Origin of the sequence: Leeuwenhoekiella parthenopeia (genome assembly GCF_020782115.1) — a bacterium.
In the GTDB taxonomy this organism is placed as follows: Bacteria; Bacteroidota; Bacteroidia; order Flavobacteriales; family Flavobacteriaceae; genus Leeuwenhoekiella; species Leeuwenhoekiella parthenopeia.
Map to the genome: position 1 here is coordinate 140268 of NZ_JAJGMW010000009.1, position 16817 is coordinate 157084.

General features: G+C 37.4%; 11 protein-coding genes, 1 pseudogene and 1 CRISPR repeat array (1 of these 13 only partly in view). Of the genes and pseudogenes, 7 read left to right on the top strand and 5 right to left on the bottom strand.

Features of this window, described 5'->3' with window-relative positions; genetic code table 11:
* A CRISPR array of direct repeats spans positions 1-616; the repeat unit is 46 nt; unit sequence GTTGTGAATTGCTTTCAGAATCCTAATTTTAGGGATGATTCACAGG (it extends 1099 nt beyond the left edge of the window).
* A 108-nt stretch (positions 617-724) separates the two neighbouring features.
* The 5 genes from cas2 to LLW17_RS08920 form a co-directional block, all read right to left on the bottom strand.
* Positions 725-1030, bottom strand: a complete 306-nt coding sequence (cas2, locus tag LLW17_RS08900; RefSeq protein ID WP_228229917.1) for a CRISPR-associated endonuclease Cas2 — start codon at positions 1028-1030, stop codon at positions 725-727.
* A gap of 97 nt (positions 1031-1127) precedes the next feature.
* A complete protein-coding gene (gene cas1 / locus LLW17_RS08905) occupies positions 1128-2027 on the bottom strand; it encodes a type II CRISPR-associated endonuclease Cas1 (RefSeq protein ID WP_228229902.1) in 900 nt (299 codons plus the stop codon).
* On the bottom strand, positions 2020-6369 hold the full coding sequence (gene cas9 / locus LLW17_RS08910; RefSeq protein WP_228229903.1) for a type II CRISPR RNA-guided endonuclease Cas9: 4350 nt from the start codon (positions 6367-6369) through the stop codon (positions 2020-2022). The genes cas1 and cas9 overlap by 8 nt, the downstream gene beginning before the upstream one ends.
* A 1382-nt stretch (positions 6370-7751) precedes the next feature.
* Complete coding sequence (locus LLW17_RS08915) at positions 7752-8849, bottom strand: hypothetical protein (protein WP_228229904.1); 1098 nt, start codon at positions 8847-8849, stop codon at positions 7752-7754.
* Positions 8850-8851: 2 nt separating this feature from the next.
* A complete protein-coding gene (locus LLW17_RS08920; protein WP_228229905.1) occupies positions 8852-9646 on the bottom strand; it encodes an RNA polymerase sigma factor in 795 nt (264 codons plus the stop codon).
* A 1654-nt stretch (positions 9647-11300) separates the two neighbouring features.
* Between LLW17_RS08920 and LLW17_RS08925 the strand changes: the two genes are divergently transcribed.
* The 7 genes and pseudogenes from LLW17_RS08925 to LLW17_RS08955 form a co-directional block, all read left to right on the top strand.
* The gene (locus LLW17_RS08925; protein ID WP_228229906.1) at positions 11301-11579 is read left to right on the top strand and encodes a helix-turn-helix domain-containing protein; all 279 of its coding nucleotides are present in this window, start codon (positions 11301-11303) and stop codon (positions 11577-11579) included.
* A 437-nt stretch (positions 11580-12016) separates the two neighbouring features.
* Positions 12017-12715: a DUF1080 domain-containing protein gene (locus LLW17_RS08930; protein ID WP_228229907.1), complete on the top strand. Its 699-nt coding sequence runs from the start codon at positions 12017-12019 to the stop codon at positions 12713-12715.
* Positions 12716-12892: 177 nt separating this feature from the next.
* Complete coding sequence (locus tag LLW17_RS08935) at positions 12893-13747, top strand: zinc ribbon domain-containing protein (protein ID WP_228229908.1); 855 nt, start codon at positions 12893-12895, stop codon at positions 13745-13747.
* Positions 13748-14201: 454 nt separating this feature from the next.
* The gene (locus LLW17_RS08940) at positions 14202-15023 is read left to right on the top strand and encodes a hypothetical protein (RefSeq protein ID WP_228229909.1); all 822 of its coding nucleotides are present in this window, start codon (positions 14202-14204) and stop codon (positions 15021-15023) included.
* Positions 15024-15221: 198 nt separating this feature from the next.
* Positions 15222-15734 carry a HigA family addiction module antitoxin gene (locus tag LLW17_RS08945; protein ID WP_228229910.1) on the top strand — a complete coding sequence of 171 codons (513 nt, stop codon included), beginning with the start codon at positions 15222-15224 and terminating at the stop codon, positions 15732-15734.
* Between the two features lie 2 nt (positions 15735-15736).
* Positions 15737-16273 (top strand): nucleotidyl transferase AbiEii/AbiGii toxin family protein, encoded by a 537-nt coding sequence (locus tag LLW17_RS08950; protein WP_228229911.1) that lies wholly within the window; start codon positions 15737-15739, stop codon positions 16271-16273.
* A gap of 55 nt (positions 16274-16328) precedes the next feature.
* Positions 16329-16817 (top strand): annotated as a pseudogene (locus tag LLW17_RS08955) (transposase); the annotation flags it as partial.

Genomic DNA, 16817 nt, shown 5'->3' on the forward strand with positions numbered 1-16817 from the left:
ATTCACAGGAAATAGCTATTACAGGGCGTATTGATTATAGTTGTGAATTGCTTTCAGAATCCTAATTTTAGGGATGATTCACAGGACAAAGTTCAATCACTACTATAAACGTAGGGTTGTGAATTGCTTTCAGAATCCTAATTTTAGGGATGATTCACAGGGGCAATCAGTTTATTTACAAATTGCTTTCTGTTGTGAATTGCTTTCAGAATCCTAATTTTAGGGATGATTCACAGGCTGTGTGCTGCACGTATGCCGTAAACTATAGTTGTGAATTGCTTTCAGAATCCTAATTTTAGGGATGATTCACAGGCTATTTAAAAATGTGGGCCTTTTGCCCTAAGTTGTGAATTGCTTTCAGAATCCTAATTTTAGGGATGATTCAAAGGGTATGTATCTTTTTTCTACCGGAACCTGCTGTTGTGAATTGCTTTCAGAATCCTAATTTTAGGGATGATTCACAGGGTACCAGTAACAGTTACCTGTTAGTTTAAAGTTGTGAATTGCTTTCAGAATCCTAATTTTAGGGATGATTCACAGGGCTGTACTCATTTTTAATAGTTTTGGTTAGTTGTGAATTGCTTTCAGAATCCTAATTTTAGGGATGATTCACAGGATACCCGGCGTAAAAACCTGGTATCCTGTTTTTTATGGTATTTTTTAGAAATAAAAAAATAGTCTTTATCAAAAGGTCTCGACTGCGCTCGACCTGACATTTTCATTTTTAAAAAAGTTCGAGTTGTTGACTAGGAGCTTCCGGTTCCACTTCTTTTTGACCGTGAAAAAGCTCCATCATACCAAATTGCTTATCGGTAATTTGCATAATACAGATTTTTCCTTTTTTAGGGAGGCTGTTTTTAGTACGCCTGATGTGTACATTGGCATTTTCACGGCTGGCACAAAAGCGCATATAAATACTGAACTGAAACATGGCAAAGCCGTCATCGAGCAGATTTTTACGAAAACGCGATGCCGTTTTTCGCTCGGTCCGGGTTTCGGTTGGCAAATCAAAAAATACGAGTACCCACATACTTCGGTATTGATTAAGTCGTGATAAATGCGCATGTTCCAAAATAGTTTGGATTTTAGAGTTTATTTATCGACCACCTGATTATATGCTACAGCCATCAGCTAAAATCAGGATATAAAATCTTTCGGCTATTGCCAAGAAAACAGTCATATAAGCTGCTGGTGGTACGGCTCATCGCCACCATTAGCGGACTTTGCTTACCATCAATAACAACATCCATGGCCGGTATGGTGAGCAATACGGCTTTTAAATCCATCGTCAATTCTTCCAGGTCTTCACCGGCTCGAACCATTTCATAAACCAGGCTATCTACATAAGGCCTGTAGGGTTCCATCACATCATCGGCCAGGCAAAAGGCATTGTATTTGTTTTTATGAAAAATACCTACCGAAGGAAGCATCCCGCTACTCACCAAAGCCCGGGCGGTTACAGCCCGTAAAATGGCATACCCGTAATTCAACAGATTATTTGGAGGGACCCCTTTTTGATTCCGGCTAAAACCGGGGACTTCTTCAAACAGGTTTTGGAAATAATAAGCAGCAGCTATAGCCTCATGATTTATTGTATCCCCACTTTTGACCTCCGTGGCCCATCGCTCCAGTTTTAGGCTATTTTTGCGGTGCAAACGCAAATGAGCGGCCTGGTTGCCGATTTTGGTCTGTACCGTCTGTTGCCATAGGTTTTTCTTAAGCGGTACACTGGCATTGAGCTGATGCTTGATACGTTCGGTCTGTTCGCTATGGCCCACCAGCGGTTGTAAAAAAGAGCAGGGTAGGTGCTGTTTGTCGCAGGTAATTACGGCAGTTTTATTTTGAACCAGCTTCATCAAGAGTCCGTTTGTGATGGTGATCTGGGAATCCTCAAGCACGATATAGCCTAAATCTTCGATGGGGATGGTCGCCTCCTTCTTGTCTTCCTGCGGAAAGTTTACCACCAATTGTTCATTGCGGGTACTTAAATAGGCCGGGTTGCCGAAAAAGAGGGTGCGTTTAATCATTCTTTAAATTTATTTTGCCTAAAATAGAAACCTCAAAGTCTATCCCTTCATAAAGAAAATTCCAGCTTTCTGAGGTATTCAATTTGAGTAAAGGGGTTTCGCCTTCTACTTCTATAGTTGATGCGACTTTTTTGAATTTGTCCATTTCAGTTTTTATTTCTACAGCTTTTTCTTTACCTACAGTTCTGACAAGTCTTTCCATTCTGAAATCATCCCAGCTATTCATTTTGAATTTCCGTCTTTGAAAATCTTCATTTCGACTTTTGATATCATCGATAGACAAATCCTCAACGACTTTAGGTAAACCTAAATCCTTTTCATAGCTCCAAAGTAATTCGTCCTTTTTCTCCTTAACCAAATCATCTAAATCGTTGTCAGCAGTAGCTGTCAAATGATATTTGAGCCAAAGGCTCCCATTATCAATTTTAGAGATTTTATATAGTCTGTTTTTTTGAAATTTTAAGTCGTGTCGTTTTTCGTATTCTGAATCATTATTTAGCACGATAAGATTTTGTCCTACTTTCAATAAGAGTTTTTTGTATTCCGATTTTTCAGGATAATATTTAGAAACAAAGAAATCGATATCAAACTTCCTTTTTTCCCTAAAAACTTCCGCAATTTGGTAGGCGTGAACTTGAAGTAATTGTCTTTGATTACTATTTGGTTCAAACAGCATTATACCATAAGGAATAGAGCCACTTTCTGCATAATAAAAGTTCTTGTAGTCTTTATCGCTTCGAAAGTCTATTCTTTCTTTTACCTGCTTGCCTGCTTTTTTCTTTATACGAACGTGCCTTATGGCATTTCCCTGCCAATCCTTGATAGTTTTGCTGCCAAGTTGCTTTTCAATTAGTTTAGCCAGTGCAGGATCGACGATATCGTTTAGATTGGATTTATTGATCTTTTCGATGGGCTCGCGCTTTACATAAATAAATTCTTCATCTCCCTCTTTGTAAAGCCAGTCGGAATTATCCTCGTTTCGCTTTGGCCCGCCATCTTCATAACGCTCTACATCCCTGATTTTCCCCAAGAAAGAATCTTTAAATAGGGTAGCCCGGATGGTATCGCCTTGTGCTATTTTGGCATCATACACAATATTTTGACCATTACGCTTCAAAATCTTCTTATTGCCATCTTCATCGACCTTAGGTTGAATCTTACCTGCCTTCCGCACTTTTTTAAATGTCTGTGTGGTCACATTATCTTTTGTGTAGTTATACACCAATGTCTCATTTTCAACCGCCCTTTTTACTTTTTGGACATCGAAATCTGAATGGGGTGTATAGCTCAATTGTTTTCCTGATTCATCCTTGAATTTGTACATTTTCTTGACCAGCTTGTCCCTTCTTGACGCATTGGATGGGATATATGTGAGTACTGCGGCGTCAATGGTGTGATGTGTATGCTTTGCTCTATCCTTTGGGTTGTCTTTATCTTCAAGACCGAGCATTTTTCGGAATTCTGCGGTCACGCGACCTTTTTGGACGCTTACTCTATTAAAATAGGTTTTGAGGAACTCTCTTGCATATTTGCTGATGTTTTGCGTATCGGTTAGCTGGCGTTTTGCTCTTTTATCACTTACATCTTCCCAAGTGAACCTCTCTGCCTTTTCTTTCCAATAGTCAAAGTGCATTTTAAAGAAATGTTTATCCTGTATTCGTGTATTTTTTGTTTTTTCATCTTCTACACCTTTTGGCTTTTGTCTTGATTCAAATGCAATTTTAAACCCGTCCCTTATATTTTCCCATTGTTTCAATCTAGGCGCAATGGCGGTTCCTATTCCCTCAACATCCTTTTCAAAATTGGGCAGGTGCAACGGAAATTCAGTTTTCTTGATATTAGTGTTGTAATGCTGAAAAGCAACGGTTTGGTTTGCCAATGTGTTATCGGGTAGGATTTTTCTAGGTATGGTATGCTCAATATTGATTGCGGTTGAAAAAAGCTGACTTATGGCGATCATCTTACCAGTGTACATACATTGCCCCTTTTGCTCCATCCAGAGTTCATAGCGTTTGATCGCATTGTTTTCTTTCAGTATGTCCTTTCGGTCGAGATTTTTTTGGGAATTGCCTTTTTCGTCTTTGGTTTCTTGAAAAACCTGCTCGTCCCATAATTCAAACTGATGGATGCTTTCTTCCACATTTAATGTTGGCTTTTCCTTGGTTTTATAATCCTGTAGAAACTCACGGATTTTATTTCGCTTTGACTCCCGCTGTTTTTGAAATTTCTCAATGGCAATGCGTTTATTGTTATCGTTCAAATCACGGGCGATTTCAACCACGACTTCCGTATCCTTATCAATTTTTCCTTCGATGATGAGCTGGTTCACTAATTTTCGAAGCACACTCATTGCCTTATTGAACATTGGGTTTTTGATGGAATTGGTTTGCGACAACGGCAATATCTCCATATCGGTATCTCTATACTTTATCGGTGAACCATAAATATTCTCTCGGTTGGAATGATGGTATAGGGGCTTATTGAGGTGTATCTCATTTTCAACAAGTTTGTTTTCAAAAATATCCTGAAGGTTTTCCAATTTTCTAAAGGCTCTATGGGAATCATAGAAGAATTCTTGGTACTCAAGGCCCACTTGATTGATTAATTCTTCTTTATTCTCAAATCTCTTCCATTTCTGCTCACCAAAATGATTGCTGCAAGCCTGTTCAACAGCATTTTTATCGGAATCCTTAAGTGTGTAGCTGAAATCTTTATGAGCAAAAAGATGATTTTCTTCACCATTGTTAAAAGCCTCTACTTCGCCTTTGTATTTTTCTATGAGACTGTTTACAATGGTAATAATCCTCTTTCTTTCTCTGTAAACTTTATTGGCCTCATCTAAAAAGGAAACTATCTTATCCTTGTTTTTTTCAAATTCATCACCTAGAGCTTCAGGAATATTTGCTAAAAGAACCGCATCATTGTATAAATAGCCATCCTTTAAAAGCGGAATGATTTTCCTTAATACGTACTGACTCAGATTACCGTAACCTTGGGGTAAGTTATTCTTTATGATAACCAATGGCGAAACTTCGGAGGATTCACCTTTACTTTTTTTGATGATGGGCTGTAGTTGAAGCTTTTCACTTCCAAATTTCGCAAGAGCGTCCTCATCAAACTCAGTTGTATTATGCCAAATATCCAACACGGAGTATCCAAAATAATTTTTTGGCATTGTACTGATGGTGTATTGCTCGATCTGGGTCAAATCTTGTTTTGCCGTGTCACCAAAAAGTTTTATAATGCTTTTGCAAAAAGGCATACCGGCAATAGTGGTTTCATACGTTTGCTTCTTGCTGTCTAAAGGATAGTTGTAAATTTTCTTTTTTCCATAAAAGCGGTCTACCGTTTTTCTTACGTCTTCAAATTTGAAATTTTTGTCTTTTTTAAGGAATACAGTCTCATATAATTTATTCCGATAAGTTTGTGGCAAAAATTCAAATTCATCATCCTCGCCTTTCTTTACTTTAATAGTATTGATGAATTGCCATGCGCGTGATATTTCGAATAAGGGATGGGATATTGCACAACGTCTCTTTTTTGGCTCCAGAGTACATTTTCCAATTGTTCCTTTTTGCGTTTTCAAAGGTTGCTGCCAGATGATAGCTTTGTGTAAACCCCTTACAAATTCGTCTTCAAATTCTTTTTTTGTATTTTGCTTTAAAGAAAATCCCTGCTTCCTCAGAATATTTAGCAGCTCTTCTTCATATTCATCCCTGTATGGATAATTGTCTCTGGCCCTAATGTTTTTTTCTAGATATTCTTTTTGAAGTGCTTCTGCAATTGTTCTATGACTGGCAAGTGCCTCTTGAAAACCACTTTCCTTTCTCCTTTCAATCTGTTTTTTGGTCTCTTTATTGGTTTCGCCAATATCCTTAAAACCTCGTCGTTGGACAAGGTGATATAATGCCCTGCCCAATTCCATTGGTGTCAACTTCTCATCCAAAGCTTTTACTCGTAATTCGTATGGATTTTTATAATTACTTCCATTGTTAAAACTAAAATTACAAGCGAGCCACTTTTTAAAATCTAGATTATCAGGAAAATTCTTTGACTTACCTTTTTTGTATTCTGACCAATTTTTGATTTCCTTTTCATCTAATGGAACCATTGAATGCCTTTTTAATTCATTAAGCAACAAAGTTTTACGATATTTTCTAGCTTTGATAGGATTTCTTTTTAATCTTGCTTCACGCCTATCTTTAGTTGGAGAAGAATAGCCAGATGTTCCTTTAACCATCCCTGAATTAAAAATTATGGAACCAAAATCTATAATTTCTTCTTGTTCTCGTAAGAACCACCCCAAAGAGGAAGAGCCTAAATCCAACCCTAGTTTTTTCATATCATATTATTTTTTATATTTACAATCTGAAAGACAATTCACAATAAGGCCATAGAGCCACAGAGAAAATCTTAACCACTGCTTCGGTAGTGGTTTCTTTTTTTTAAATATAAATGATAAACGCTATATCATTTTACAGAATCCCGTAAAAAACAGTTATTTAGGAGGATTTGTTTTTGAAAATGATTCTCTTTTCCATATTTAAACACTAAAAATCCCTAAAACAAATGATTTAGGTAAGGGGAATAAACCCCATTTCCCTCCATTCCGCCAAAAGCTTCATTTCAGGAAAAGAGGTTTATCCCAAAATCTTGAACCCAATCCTGAAAAAGGATTGCGTTCGCCTGATCCTGCTGACTTCAAGTTTGCGTTTTTCCTTGAAACCTTTTTACCAACTTCAAACCGGTAGTTCAACATCCTGCACAGCACCCGTTTCCTTTTCGTTTAAGAACTAAAATTTAGCCGGAGCCGCTTTGCATAATCAGGCTCACTTCGGCCCTGCTCCCTGCAGGCCCTTGTCGCACTTTTTATAAAAGCTCTTTCTTGCTAAATTTTAAAAAGTGGTAGGGTCGAAAAGGAAACGCGATGGCGCTATGGGAAGTAAATGGAATTGCATTTGGGATTGTATTTTTCGTTGGCCTGATACTAAAATACCCGGTAGTTGATGCGTTCTGCGCTGATATGTACAGTAAGAAAAACGCTCCGGATATAATAAGTAAATGGGTTTGCTTCTCATTTAATTTGCAGGCATTTGCAATCAAAATTAATGGGAATTTTTTATCTAAATTGGAGTGGAAAAAGTAGCATTTTGGGGAGCGAAGCGAAGGAAAATGTATAGCAAGAGGGTAACACGCTGCGCGATGTTATGGGATACATTTTCTGGGTCAAGTTGCTGATAATCATATTATTACGATTTATCGTAGTTGATTGATCTTCAGAGTTTTGCGACAAAAGCGATGCGAGCCCTTAGTTTTAGTGAAGATTTTGCGACAAATCGATCTAATCTGCTAGCGTTGCAAGGCTGAAGACTTGTTTTAAAAACCAAAGTATTCTCAAATTTTGATGATTAATTTCAAACGATACCTAGGGTTATAATGAACTGGATAAAAGCAGACTTGAAAACCGGGATGGAAGGGATTTCTAAGTATTTGCGTTTACCATTCACTCGTGTACGTTTTACAAGCTTTTGCATGTTTATGTCGTTTATCTGTTCCTAACAATTCCTTTTTACTTAATCTTTAAGGGAAGGGTTGTATATGCTGCGTGCATTTAGTGAGTGCAATTAAGATACCTCACCTTACGGGTGTACAAGCACCCTCTATTTACGTTTAAAATTCAAAAGTTTTCAGTTCAACGTTATCTTCCAGATTATGTACAAAAACCTAACCTATCACTAGCTCAATTCCTGCTTTTTTGGCTTTGTATTCTATTTTCTTAGTTAATTCATAATAATTCCAGTTTCTAAGCACAAAACCTTCTTGCTGAGCAGCCTCGATCCAGGCTTCCTGATTGAGCAGAATCAAGGTACCGGCCTGTTGTTTAATACAAAAATCAATAAGCTTTCGGCTGTATACATGCAAGCGGTTACTTACATAGTTTTTTTCCAGTTCGTAAAATGTTTTGACTGCTTTTGTTTTGCGTTTAAAGCCTTTTCCGGGTCTGCAGTAGGTTGCCCCGCTTTGAGCCCTTTTCTGGGAGGCCTGCAGCGCCAGCCTTCTATATAGAAATTCTTCCCTGTTGCCAATAGAAAGTGTAGCTTTCCCTGATTTCACAGTAATTGGGTATTCCAGAGATAAAGAAGCTTCCGCAATTACTTCCGGTTTTAGACAATGCTTTTCTTTTTGAAATTCAAAGGTGGCTAACCAATAAATTTTTTGTTTCTTCAATTGGATTCTGGAAGTACATAGTTTGATTTTTCCTGCGACTAACTGTTCCAGCAATTTTCGTTTATCGGTATAATCTTTCCCTAGATAGGTTTTTAAAGGAATGGAAAACAAACGAAAACAAAATGCTTTTTGCTCTTCATTATAGGACAAGCCATGAATGGCTACCGGACCAAAAGGGAAGGCAATATTCTTCTTGAAATTGGCAAGGGAGCGTTCTCCCTTAGTATATTCAGGCAGGTTGTTTCGAAAGTTATTGATAATGGTATTGTTCAGGTTGGCTAAAATATTAGTAGGGATTTCCCCTTTAAAACGATCAGATACCACCCGGTACGTGCAGTTTGTCCTAGACCGATTGAGGATGCCCTCTTCTGTTTTTTTTTCATCCGCTAACGTATAGCGTATTCCATCAGATAAATACAAGAATTCTTTGATTCGTTCCTGAATGTACAGATGTGAAATAATGAGATTGGCCGCTCTAAAGCTTCGGTTCTGCCAGCGGTAGAGCGTGTCGTAGACCGCTGTTTTTTCTGCTTTGGTAGGGGCATCTACCTTGAGCTGGATCTTTCGGGTGAGTTTTATGGTTTCTTTTCCCATCACTAAGCTGATTGTTGCTCACCGTTTTTAAGCTGTACCCATTTATAGGCAGTCATAAATTCCTGATGCACTTCCTTTAGTGAACGGTTCAGTTCTGTAGCGATGGCATCAAAAGAATAGTGCTTTTCCATACGCAGTTGTAAGACTTTTTCCTGTTCCGGGGTCATAATACCCTGAGTCTTTAGTGCCCGGATCGGTTTGGCCTTAGTATCGGACGTACATCCAGTACCAAGAATATTTTTAATATCTTCAATAGCCCCTTTTACTTCGATACTGGTTTTGGCGGTGCTGGTTCCCATTGCCTGAGCAATTTCTTTATACTGAAAGCCGTATTTTAAGCAGAGTTCTACCAGAAGCTTTCTTTTACTTTCCAGTAGAGGAAGTACCTTTTGAATCTGGTCTAAAGCCTTCTGATCTGCTTCCTGCTTTTGTAGGTGAGCATCTTCTACATCACTTTCATAGCCGCGTAAATAATCCTGATAATTCTCGAAATAATCCAGTCTGCTTAGGTTTCGCTGAAACGCATTCCGGGGCTTGCTATACTGGTAAATACACTCGCTTTTCATTACAAAGTGAACGAACGCATGGAGATGTTCCGGGGATTGGATCCGCTCTCTTTTTTGCCATAAAATGAGAAAGGTATCCTGCAGGATATTTTCAACTGTATAGACATCCTTAAGTATGCTCCTGCCCATCCAGTAAACACTACGATGATACTTCCTGTAAATCGCTTCAAACGCGAGCGGACAGCCTTGTTTGAAGGCATCATAGTTGGTATTAGGTTGAAATCGTTTCATAGACCAAGTCTTTTCTATTTCGTTTACATTCTATTCTTTTAAAGGTGTTTCGGTTTAGGCCGTTATTCTAGACTCTATACCGGGCGAGGTATCGTTTTTTTAATACTTGACAGCTGTATTAAGTAACCAATCGTTTTAGTTAAGCTCATCCCTTCCCGCCGGATTCCAATCACAACCGGGAAGGTTTATGAACTTAACAGCTTCTCTTTTTCGCAGACCCTAAGGTCTACAGCTCTTTTTTTATGGCTAATTCACCGGTGTGCTTAAACCTACCCGGTATAAGCCCAGGCCGCTGTTAAAGCGGCGTTTCCCACCCAACTACAGGCTACCTTGTAGAGAGATACCCCATAACCCACGGGTGACTTAGCGGATTATGACGTGTACCCGTAAACACGTGCTTTTTATCCTCATCCCCCCGCCCTTCTCCCTAGGAGAAGGGAGCCTATCCCTAACTGGGAAGTTGCTTTTAGATTAAGGATATGATTCTTTAGCTTTCTTTTTCTTCAGTATAGCAAGAAGTTCCCGTTGTCCTCATCCCCAACCCTTCTCCCAAGGAAGGGTAAGCTTGTTCCTAACTCAACTTGAAACTTAACTACCGTCTATCCAACCCGAAGGGTTAAACGAATGCTCTCCCTCGGTTCAGAATAGTCCCGGAGCTCTACAAATCCCTTAATGAGATTTGCGGGTTCCGAACTTTAGAAGCAAGGTTCTTACCTTCTATGCTTGTATCTGTTCTTTTGTCTTGATACAAAAAGAACCAACCCGTCTAGTCAGCCGGGCAAGAAGATCAAGGCTGATTTTTACATCCTTGAAAACTACGCAAGCGCCTTATCGTGCGGATGGCAAACCGCTGCGCTAAGCCATCCTCCACTGCCCATCGCTTCGGCGTTTGCTTGTTTTACTACAGATGTAAAAAATAGGCCGTTTCCAGAATTGGAACAAAGAATATCATTCTTTAGCTTTCTTTTTCTTCAGTATAGCGAGAAGTTCCCGTTAAAAATTTTCGAAGCCTTGGAGAAAATTTAGGGGACTTATTGCGGTTTTGCCCCTTAGGGCAAAAATACCTAAGAAAAAGGCTCCTTTCTTTTGGTTCGTTTTCTTTGGAGAAGCAAAGAAAATGAACAGAAAGCCCTTTAGAACCTAAAGTCATCATTAGACCAAACCAATTCTTTCGTTAGCTCAAGAAATTAAGAATATCACCTCGTGTAACTCATAGGCAAAATCACTTTAAAAAATTAAACTTTTCACCCCGTGTGGGATGACGGCCATTATTGCCTTAATGATTGTGTAGGGGATTAAAAGGGGTGCGAAGCTTTATTAAGAAGAATACAAAGGCTTTGAAAGCTGAAGTAAAGGCCAAATACAAAAAGGCGCAGGTCTCAACTTATTGAACAGAGGTACTGGTATACCGTACAGCAATAAGCGAGAGCCCACGCCCGGGTCGTGAGCATCCCTGCTTATCCTCTCGCTGTTCAAAAATTACCAGTTTTCTGTTCGAGATTCAAAGCGAATGCTTCTAATATGTTATGCTAAGAAGTTTCGCAAATATATAATTATGAGGTAAATATAATAATAAAAACCAAATGGTATGATATATCATGCCATTTTTATTTAAATTATATGTCAACTTAGTCAAATACTGTTAGATTAAGCATTGACTGAGAAAGAGAAAATAGGGAAACGAGTTGTGGAGCTAAGAAATAAAGTTCCAAGTGAGGAATACAGCAAAAAACAGGTCTCACAACAGGAGTTGGCAGATAACAATATTGGGTTAACAAAGCAATTAATTGGCTCAATAGAAAGAGGAGATGCAAACCCTACTTTAGAAAAGCTTGTTTTACTTGCCAAAGCATTAAATCAAAAAAAGATAGATGTGTTAGGAATAGAAATCGATATTGACAAGTTTATCAAAGAAATGAATTCTATTTCCTAAAATTACCCTCTTAACTGATTACTCTACATCAGTACTTTTTTTAGAGCAAATAGTTAAACGTTAAGGAAATCTTAATTTTCTACTTTTCCAAAGGCGTTTTCATACACTCTTCATACTCTATCCTAGGCTTTGAGTAGGCTTTGCCTGGGGGATGCCCTGCTTAAGGCTTGATTTTCGGATCTTTTTGCTCTAAAACTAAGGTCTTAATCCGGCTAGGGCTATACGTTAGGGGTTCTTAATCCTGAAAGGGCTATACCCATTTAAAGGGATACGGGATTCTGTAAAGTACTTTTAAAACGATTAGCTATTTTTATAAACATAACTGTATAGTGTTGATATCCCGTAAATTTTAAGGGGGTATGTGTATATTTAGTTTTGATATAACAAGTTAGCGGCAAGCTTGAAAAGTAGAACAGCAAAATAAACTAATCGGAAAAATGAAAAAACTATCTCTTTTAATCACGTTCACAATCGCATTCACTTTAAGTTCTTGTGGCCAAACCATAGAATGGGAAAATCAAGAACTTGAAATATCAAACGTAAGAGCTTCAATCACAAAATTGGACGGTGAAGAAGTCCTACGAATTGAACGGGATTTGGAAGCTCTACCTTTTGACAAGGACAATTTATTTGCGACCGTAGATGAACCAACATTTGTCAAAGTCAAGGATTTAAACCTTAAAAATGGAATTGTAGAAGTAAAAGTATTGGGCCGACTTTTGGACAATGCACCGCCATTTGCAAGGGGATTCATTGGAATTGCATTTCGGATTAATGAAAATAATTCCTCTTATGAATCGATATATTTAAGGCCAACAAATGGTCGGGCGGATAACCAGTTAAGAAGAAATCACACTGTACAATATTACGCCTATCCTGATTATAAATTTAATGTGCTCAGAGAAAACTCAAATGGAGAATTTGAAACCTATGCGGACATCGGATTAGATGAATGGATAACGATGCGAATTGAAATAAAGGATAAAAAAGCCACCTTGTTTTTAAATGACAAAGAATATCCATCATTCATAGTAAACGAAATGAAAGGGAGTTCTGAAACGGGTAGCATAGGACTTTGGGTAGAAATAGGAACGGAAGGTTACTTCAAAGACTTGAAAATCATTAAGAACAACTGAAAATATAGCCAGCCGCTAACATTGGCTAAAAGCAAGCGGGCGGATTGTGCTAATTTGAAAGTGATTACTGTTGAAAAACTTTAGTCTTGACGGAATGTGAATTGAGTTATACTGCCCGCCAGCTTTTAGCCTAAGCGTTATATAGCATTATAAAAAACCAATCTAACCAGATAAAAGATGAAAAAATGCCCATACTGTGCGGAATTGATACAGGAAGATGCATTAAAGTGCAAACATTGTGGAGAGTGGATTAAAAAGGAAAAAACAAACTTTTTAAATAAAGCAAAAGGTGTATTAGAAGAAAGAAAGCAACGAAAGCAGGAGAAAAAAACCGCGCATTTGTTCATCCCTACGGAAGAAAAACCTCTAGTTATTGAATCGTTAACTTTCTATCCCAACAGATTTACAACAGCCGACAAAGAAATATTTTATAAAAACATTACCACAGTGGAATTTTATGCCTCAAGTACCACAATCAATTTTGCCACTACAATCACAATGAATTTTGCCGTATTTACCAAAAACTCTGAAAACGGAGAAGAACGAACTCTAATTATAGGAGAAATCGAGAACGGTATTATAAAATCTGATTGTTCGACAAAAATCAAAGAACAATTAAACCTCATGCATAATTTTATTTCAAAACTTACATTTGAAAGACGGACTTTAAGCTATGCTCTGAGTTTGGCGGAGAATGGATATTTTTGGTATAAACATAAGTTTTTTAAGAAAAACACATATAAGTTTCACGACAATGGAGATTTAGAGTATAAAGATGTAATTATAGCAAACATCAAAGAAGAACAAGAAAAAGACGAACTAGTTTGGATGCCATCACATTCCGGTTACCGTTCATCATCATTTAAGCCATATGAGTTTTCCATTAAAAATAATAAAGCGAAATGGTATCAATTATTGAGCAAAACTGAAAATATTAATACAATTTTCGACAAGGACGTTTTCGACGCAATGATGATGACATTTTTAAAAACAGGGTCGTATCTTCCTGCCCCGAAAAATAACGCTATATAACACCGGTAACCGTTGCACAAGCTTCTAATTCTTATAAATCTTACTTATTTAAACCGCTTTAAAGCGGTTTTCTAGTTTTATATAATCTATAAGTTAGCTAGATAATATCCCTTTAAAATGAACTTATACTGCTGATTTAACCTCTTTTTGGTCTTTAAATACAAGCCGAGTATTCCTGCTCCGCTTTTAGTACGTTTTTCATAAACTTCAGGTATTTTTTAACGTTGTAGGCAATAGCGGAGAGCTGCATACACTTGTTGGCCTGCTTTAGGATTCTAGTAATTGGACTCTGAATTCACTATACATTTTATTAGTGTATGGAATTCTGTAAAATAGTTCTAAGACAAATGTCTATTTTTATAAACCTCACTCTAAAGTGTTGATATCTGGTATATTTTAGAGGGATATTGGTGTATTTAGTTTTGATATAACGAGTTACCACTAACTAGAGAATATGTACGAAAACCGAATAACATTTTTTATTGACATTTTAGGATTTAGGAATATAATCTCTCAAACTGAAAACGATAATAAATTAGCCCAAGGAATATTCTCTGTTTTAGATTCTATGAAAGGAGAAAATATTACGAATGAGGTGTTTTTAGAAATTAATGAAACTGAAGACGCAAAAAAAGAGATTGAAGAAATTAAAAAAGTACAAGCATTATTCTCTAAAGCTTTAATTGGAGAATCATCTATTCAAATAACTCATTTTTCGGACAGTATAGTTCTATCGATTGGACTTGAGAATGATATGAATGCTATGTCACTTATTGAATATGTTGGTAGATTAATATATCGTTTGTGGAAAGATTTTAAAATATTAATTAGAGGTGGTGTTTCAGTTGACAAATTGGTACATATAGAAAATGGACCTCTTTTCGGACCAGCTATGGTTAATGCTTATGATTTTGAAACGCATCTATCAGTTTATCCGCGTATTGTTTTAGATGATACTGTTTTCAATATAGTTCATAATAGTCCATCTTTTAAATCAGTGAAAGATTTATTTATTGCCTTTTCAGGCACTAAAGAAGTAAACGGAAAAGAAATATCAATTAAAAGAGGACTCGAAATAAATCTAGCAACTTCCTTTAAGCACTATATGAATAGTCATTTCACTTTCCATCCTGAAAAACAAAAAGAAGTTCAAGAAGTTATAAATAGTTCTGTAGAACATTTGGAAGAGAAAAAGTCGGAAATTTCAAGCGAGCGAATAAAAGAAAAATATCAATACCTAATTGACCAAATTAGAGGTCAAAAATTAGAAAAATAACTGGTAGTCTATGGTAACCGCTGCACAACCCAATAATTCTAATGAAATGCATTCATTTAAACTGCTTTAGAGCGGTTTTCTAGTTTTAAGGCATTAGTAAACGATCTTCGTAAGTCAATTAAATTGAATCCTGTAGAATGATAGAATGGTAAACATTTCTGTTTACTATATTTAGTATCTTTACAAAAACAATTTGCCATGTTACCCGATCTGGAGAAAATAAAAGGTGTTCATCCCGGAGCAGTTTTAAAACGAGCTCTTAAAAAAAAGGACCTAAACGCAAGTGATCTGGCTCGGGCTATTGATGAGCACAAGCAAACACTGAGTGCGATTTTGAACGGACGACGAGCGGTAAATCCTAAGCTTTCTATTAAGCTGGCTCAACTATTCGACATACCTGCAGATTACTTTTCATTACTACAAGCCAGTTATGATGTACAACAGGCACTAGAATTAAAGACGAAGCACACGCCGGATTTAAAACGTTTCAGAAAAGCTCTTTTTTGGGATACCCAATTGGATAAAATTGATTGGAATAAAAATAAACGCGCTGTTATTAAGCGGGTTTTGGAACGTGGTAATCACCAGGAAATCGAGGAGCTGATCAAATACTATGGGAAACAGACTATTTCAAAGGTTGTTCAATCTATCAAAACCAGTTATCTGCCTTCTTTTGAAGAAAATGTAAAGCACTATAGCCTGGCTGAATAGCAATGAAATTATACTTAAATACCGTTTCTCCGTTGCTTTGGAGTTCGCTTAAAGCCTTGATGGAGATCCCGGAACTGGAAGCGTTTAGACTCGTAGGAGGAACTTCACTAAGCCTTCAATTGGGGCATCGGGAATCTGTAGATATCGATCTATTTACAGATGCTGCATATGGCAGCATAGATTTTGCAAAAATTGAATCTATTTTAAAAAGTGTTTTTCCTTATATGAGCAGCTCTTCTGAACTCATAGGAATGGGGAAGTCTTATTTTATGGGAACTAATGAAGGTGAATTAGTAAAACTCGATTTATTCTATACAGATGCTTTCGCGTTTCCGCTAATCACCGAACAACATATTCGATTTGCCAGTATTCCCGAAATAGCAGCTATGAAGTTTGAAGTCCTGGCTCAGGGAGGTAGAAAGAAGGATTTTTGGGATATTCATGAACTTCTTGAACATTACACGTTAAACGATCTAATCGATTTCTACCTGAAGCGAAATCCTTATGGTTTTTCTAAGGAAGAATTGATGGAAATGTAAGCTTCCCCTAAAACCGAACTGTTTAGAAGTATAATAATTCTTAATTTTAAACAGTATGAGACGCAGTAAATTCACACCTACACAGATTGCAAAAATTTTAAAGGAGTTCGACAACGGTAAGAGTGTTGAAGAAATAAGCCGGGAATACGGTGTCAGCACCTCTGCCTTTTACAAATGGCGTACTAAATATGCTGGCATGAGCAGTAAAGAGCTCAAGCGTATCAAGGAGCTTGAGGCTGAAAATGCCCGCCTCAAGCAGATGTATGCTTCTTTGGCATTAGACCATCAAATGGCTAAAGAGGTCATTGAAAAAAAGCTTTAAAGCCCTGTCAAAAACGTATGATCGCCAAGGATCTCATTCACTATGGCATTAGCAGGGCGTGCCGTGTGCTTGATATGAGCAAGAGCGTTTACTATTATAAACCCTTACCTAAGGATGATACCCCTATAGAGAAAGCTCTCAGGAAAAAGGCGCAACAGCATTCAGAGGAAGGGTTTTGGAAAGCCTATTGGCGAATCCGTAATGAGGGAAAGCCTTGGAACC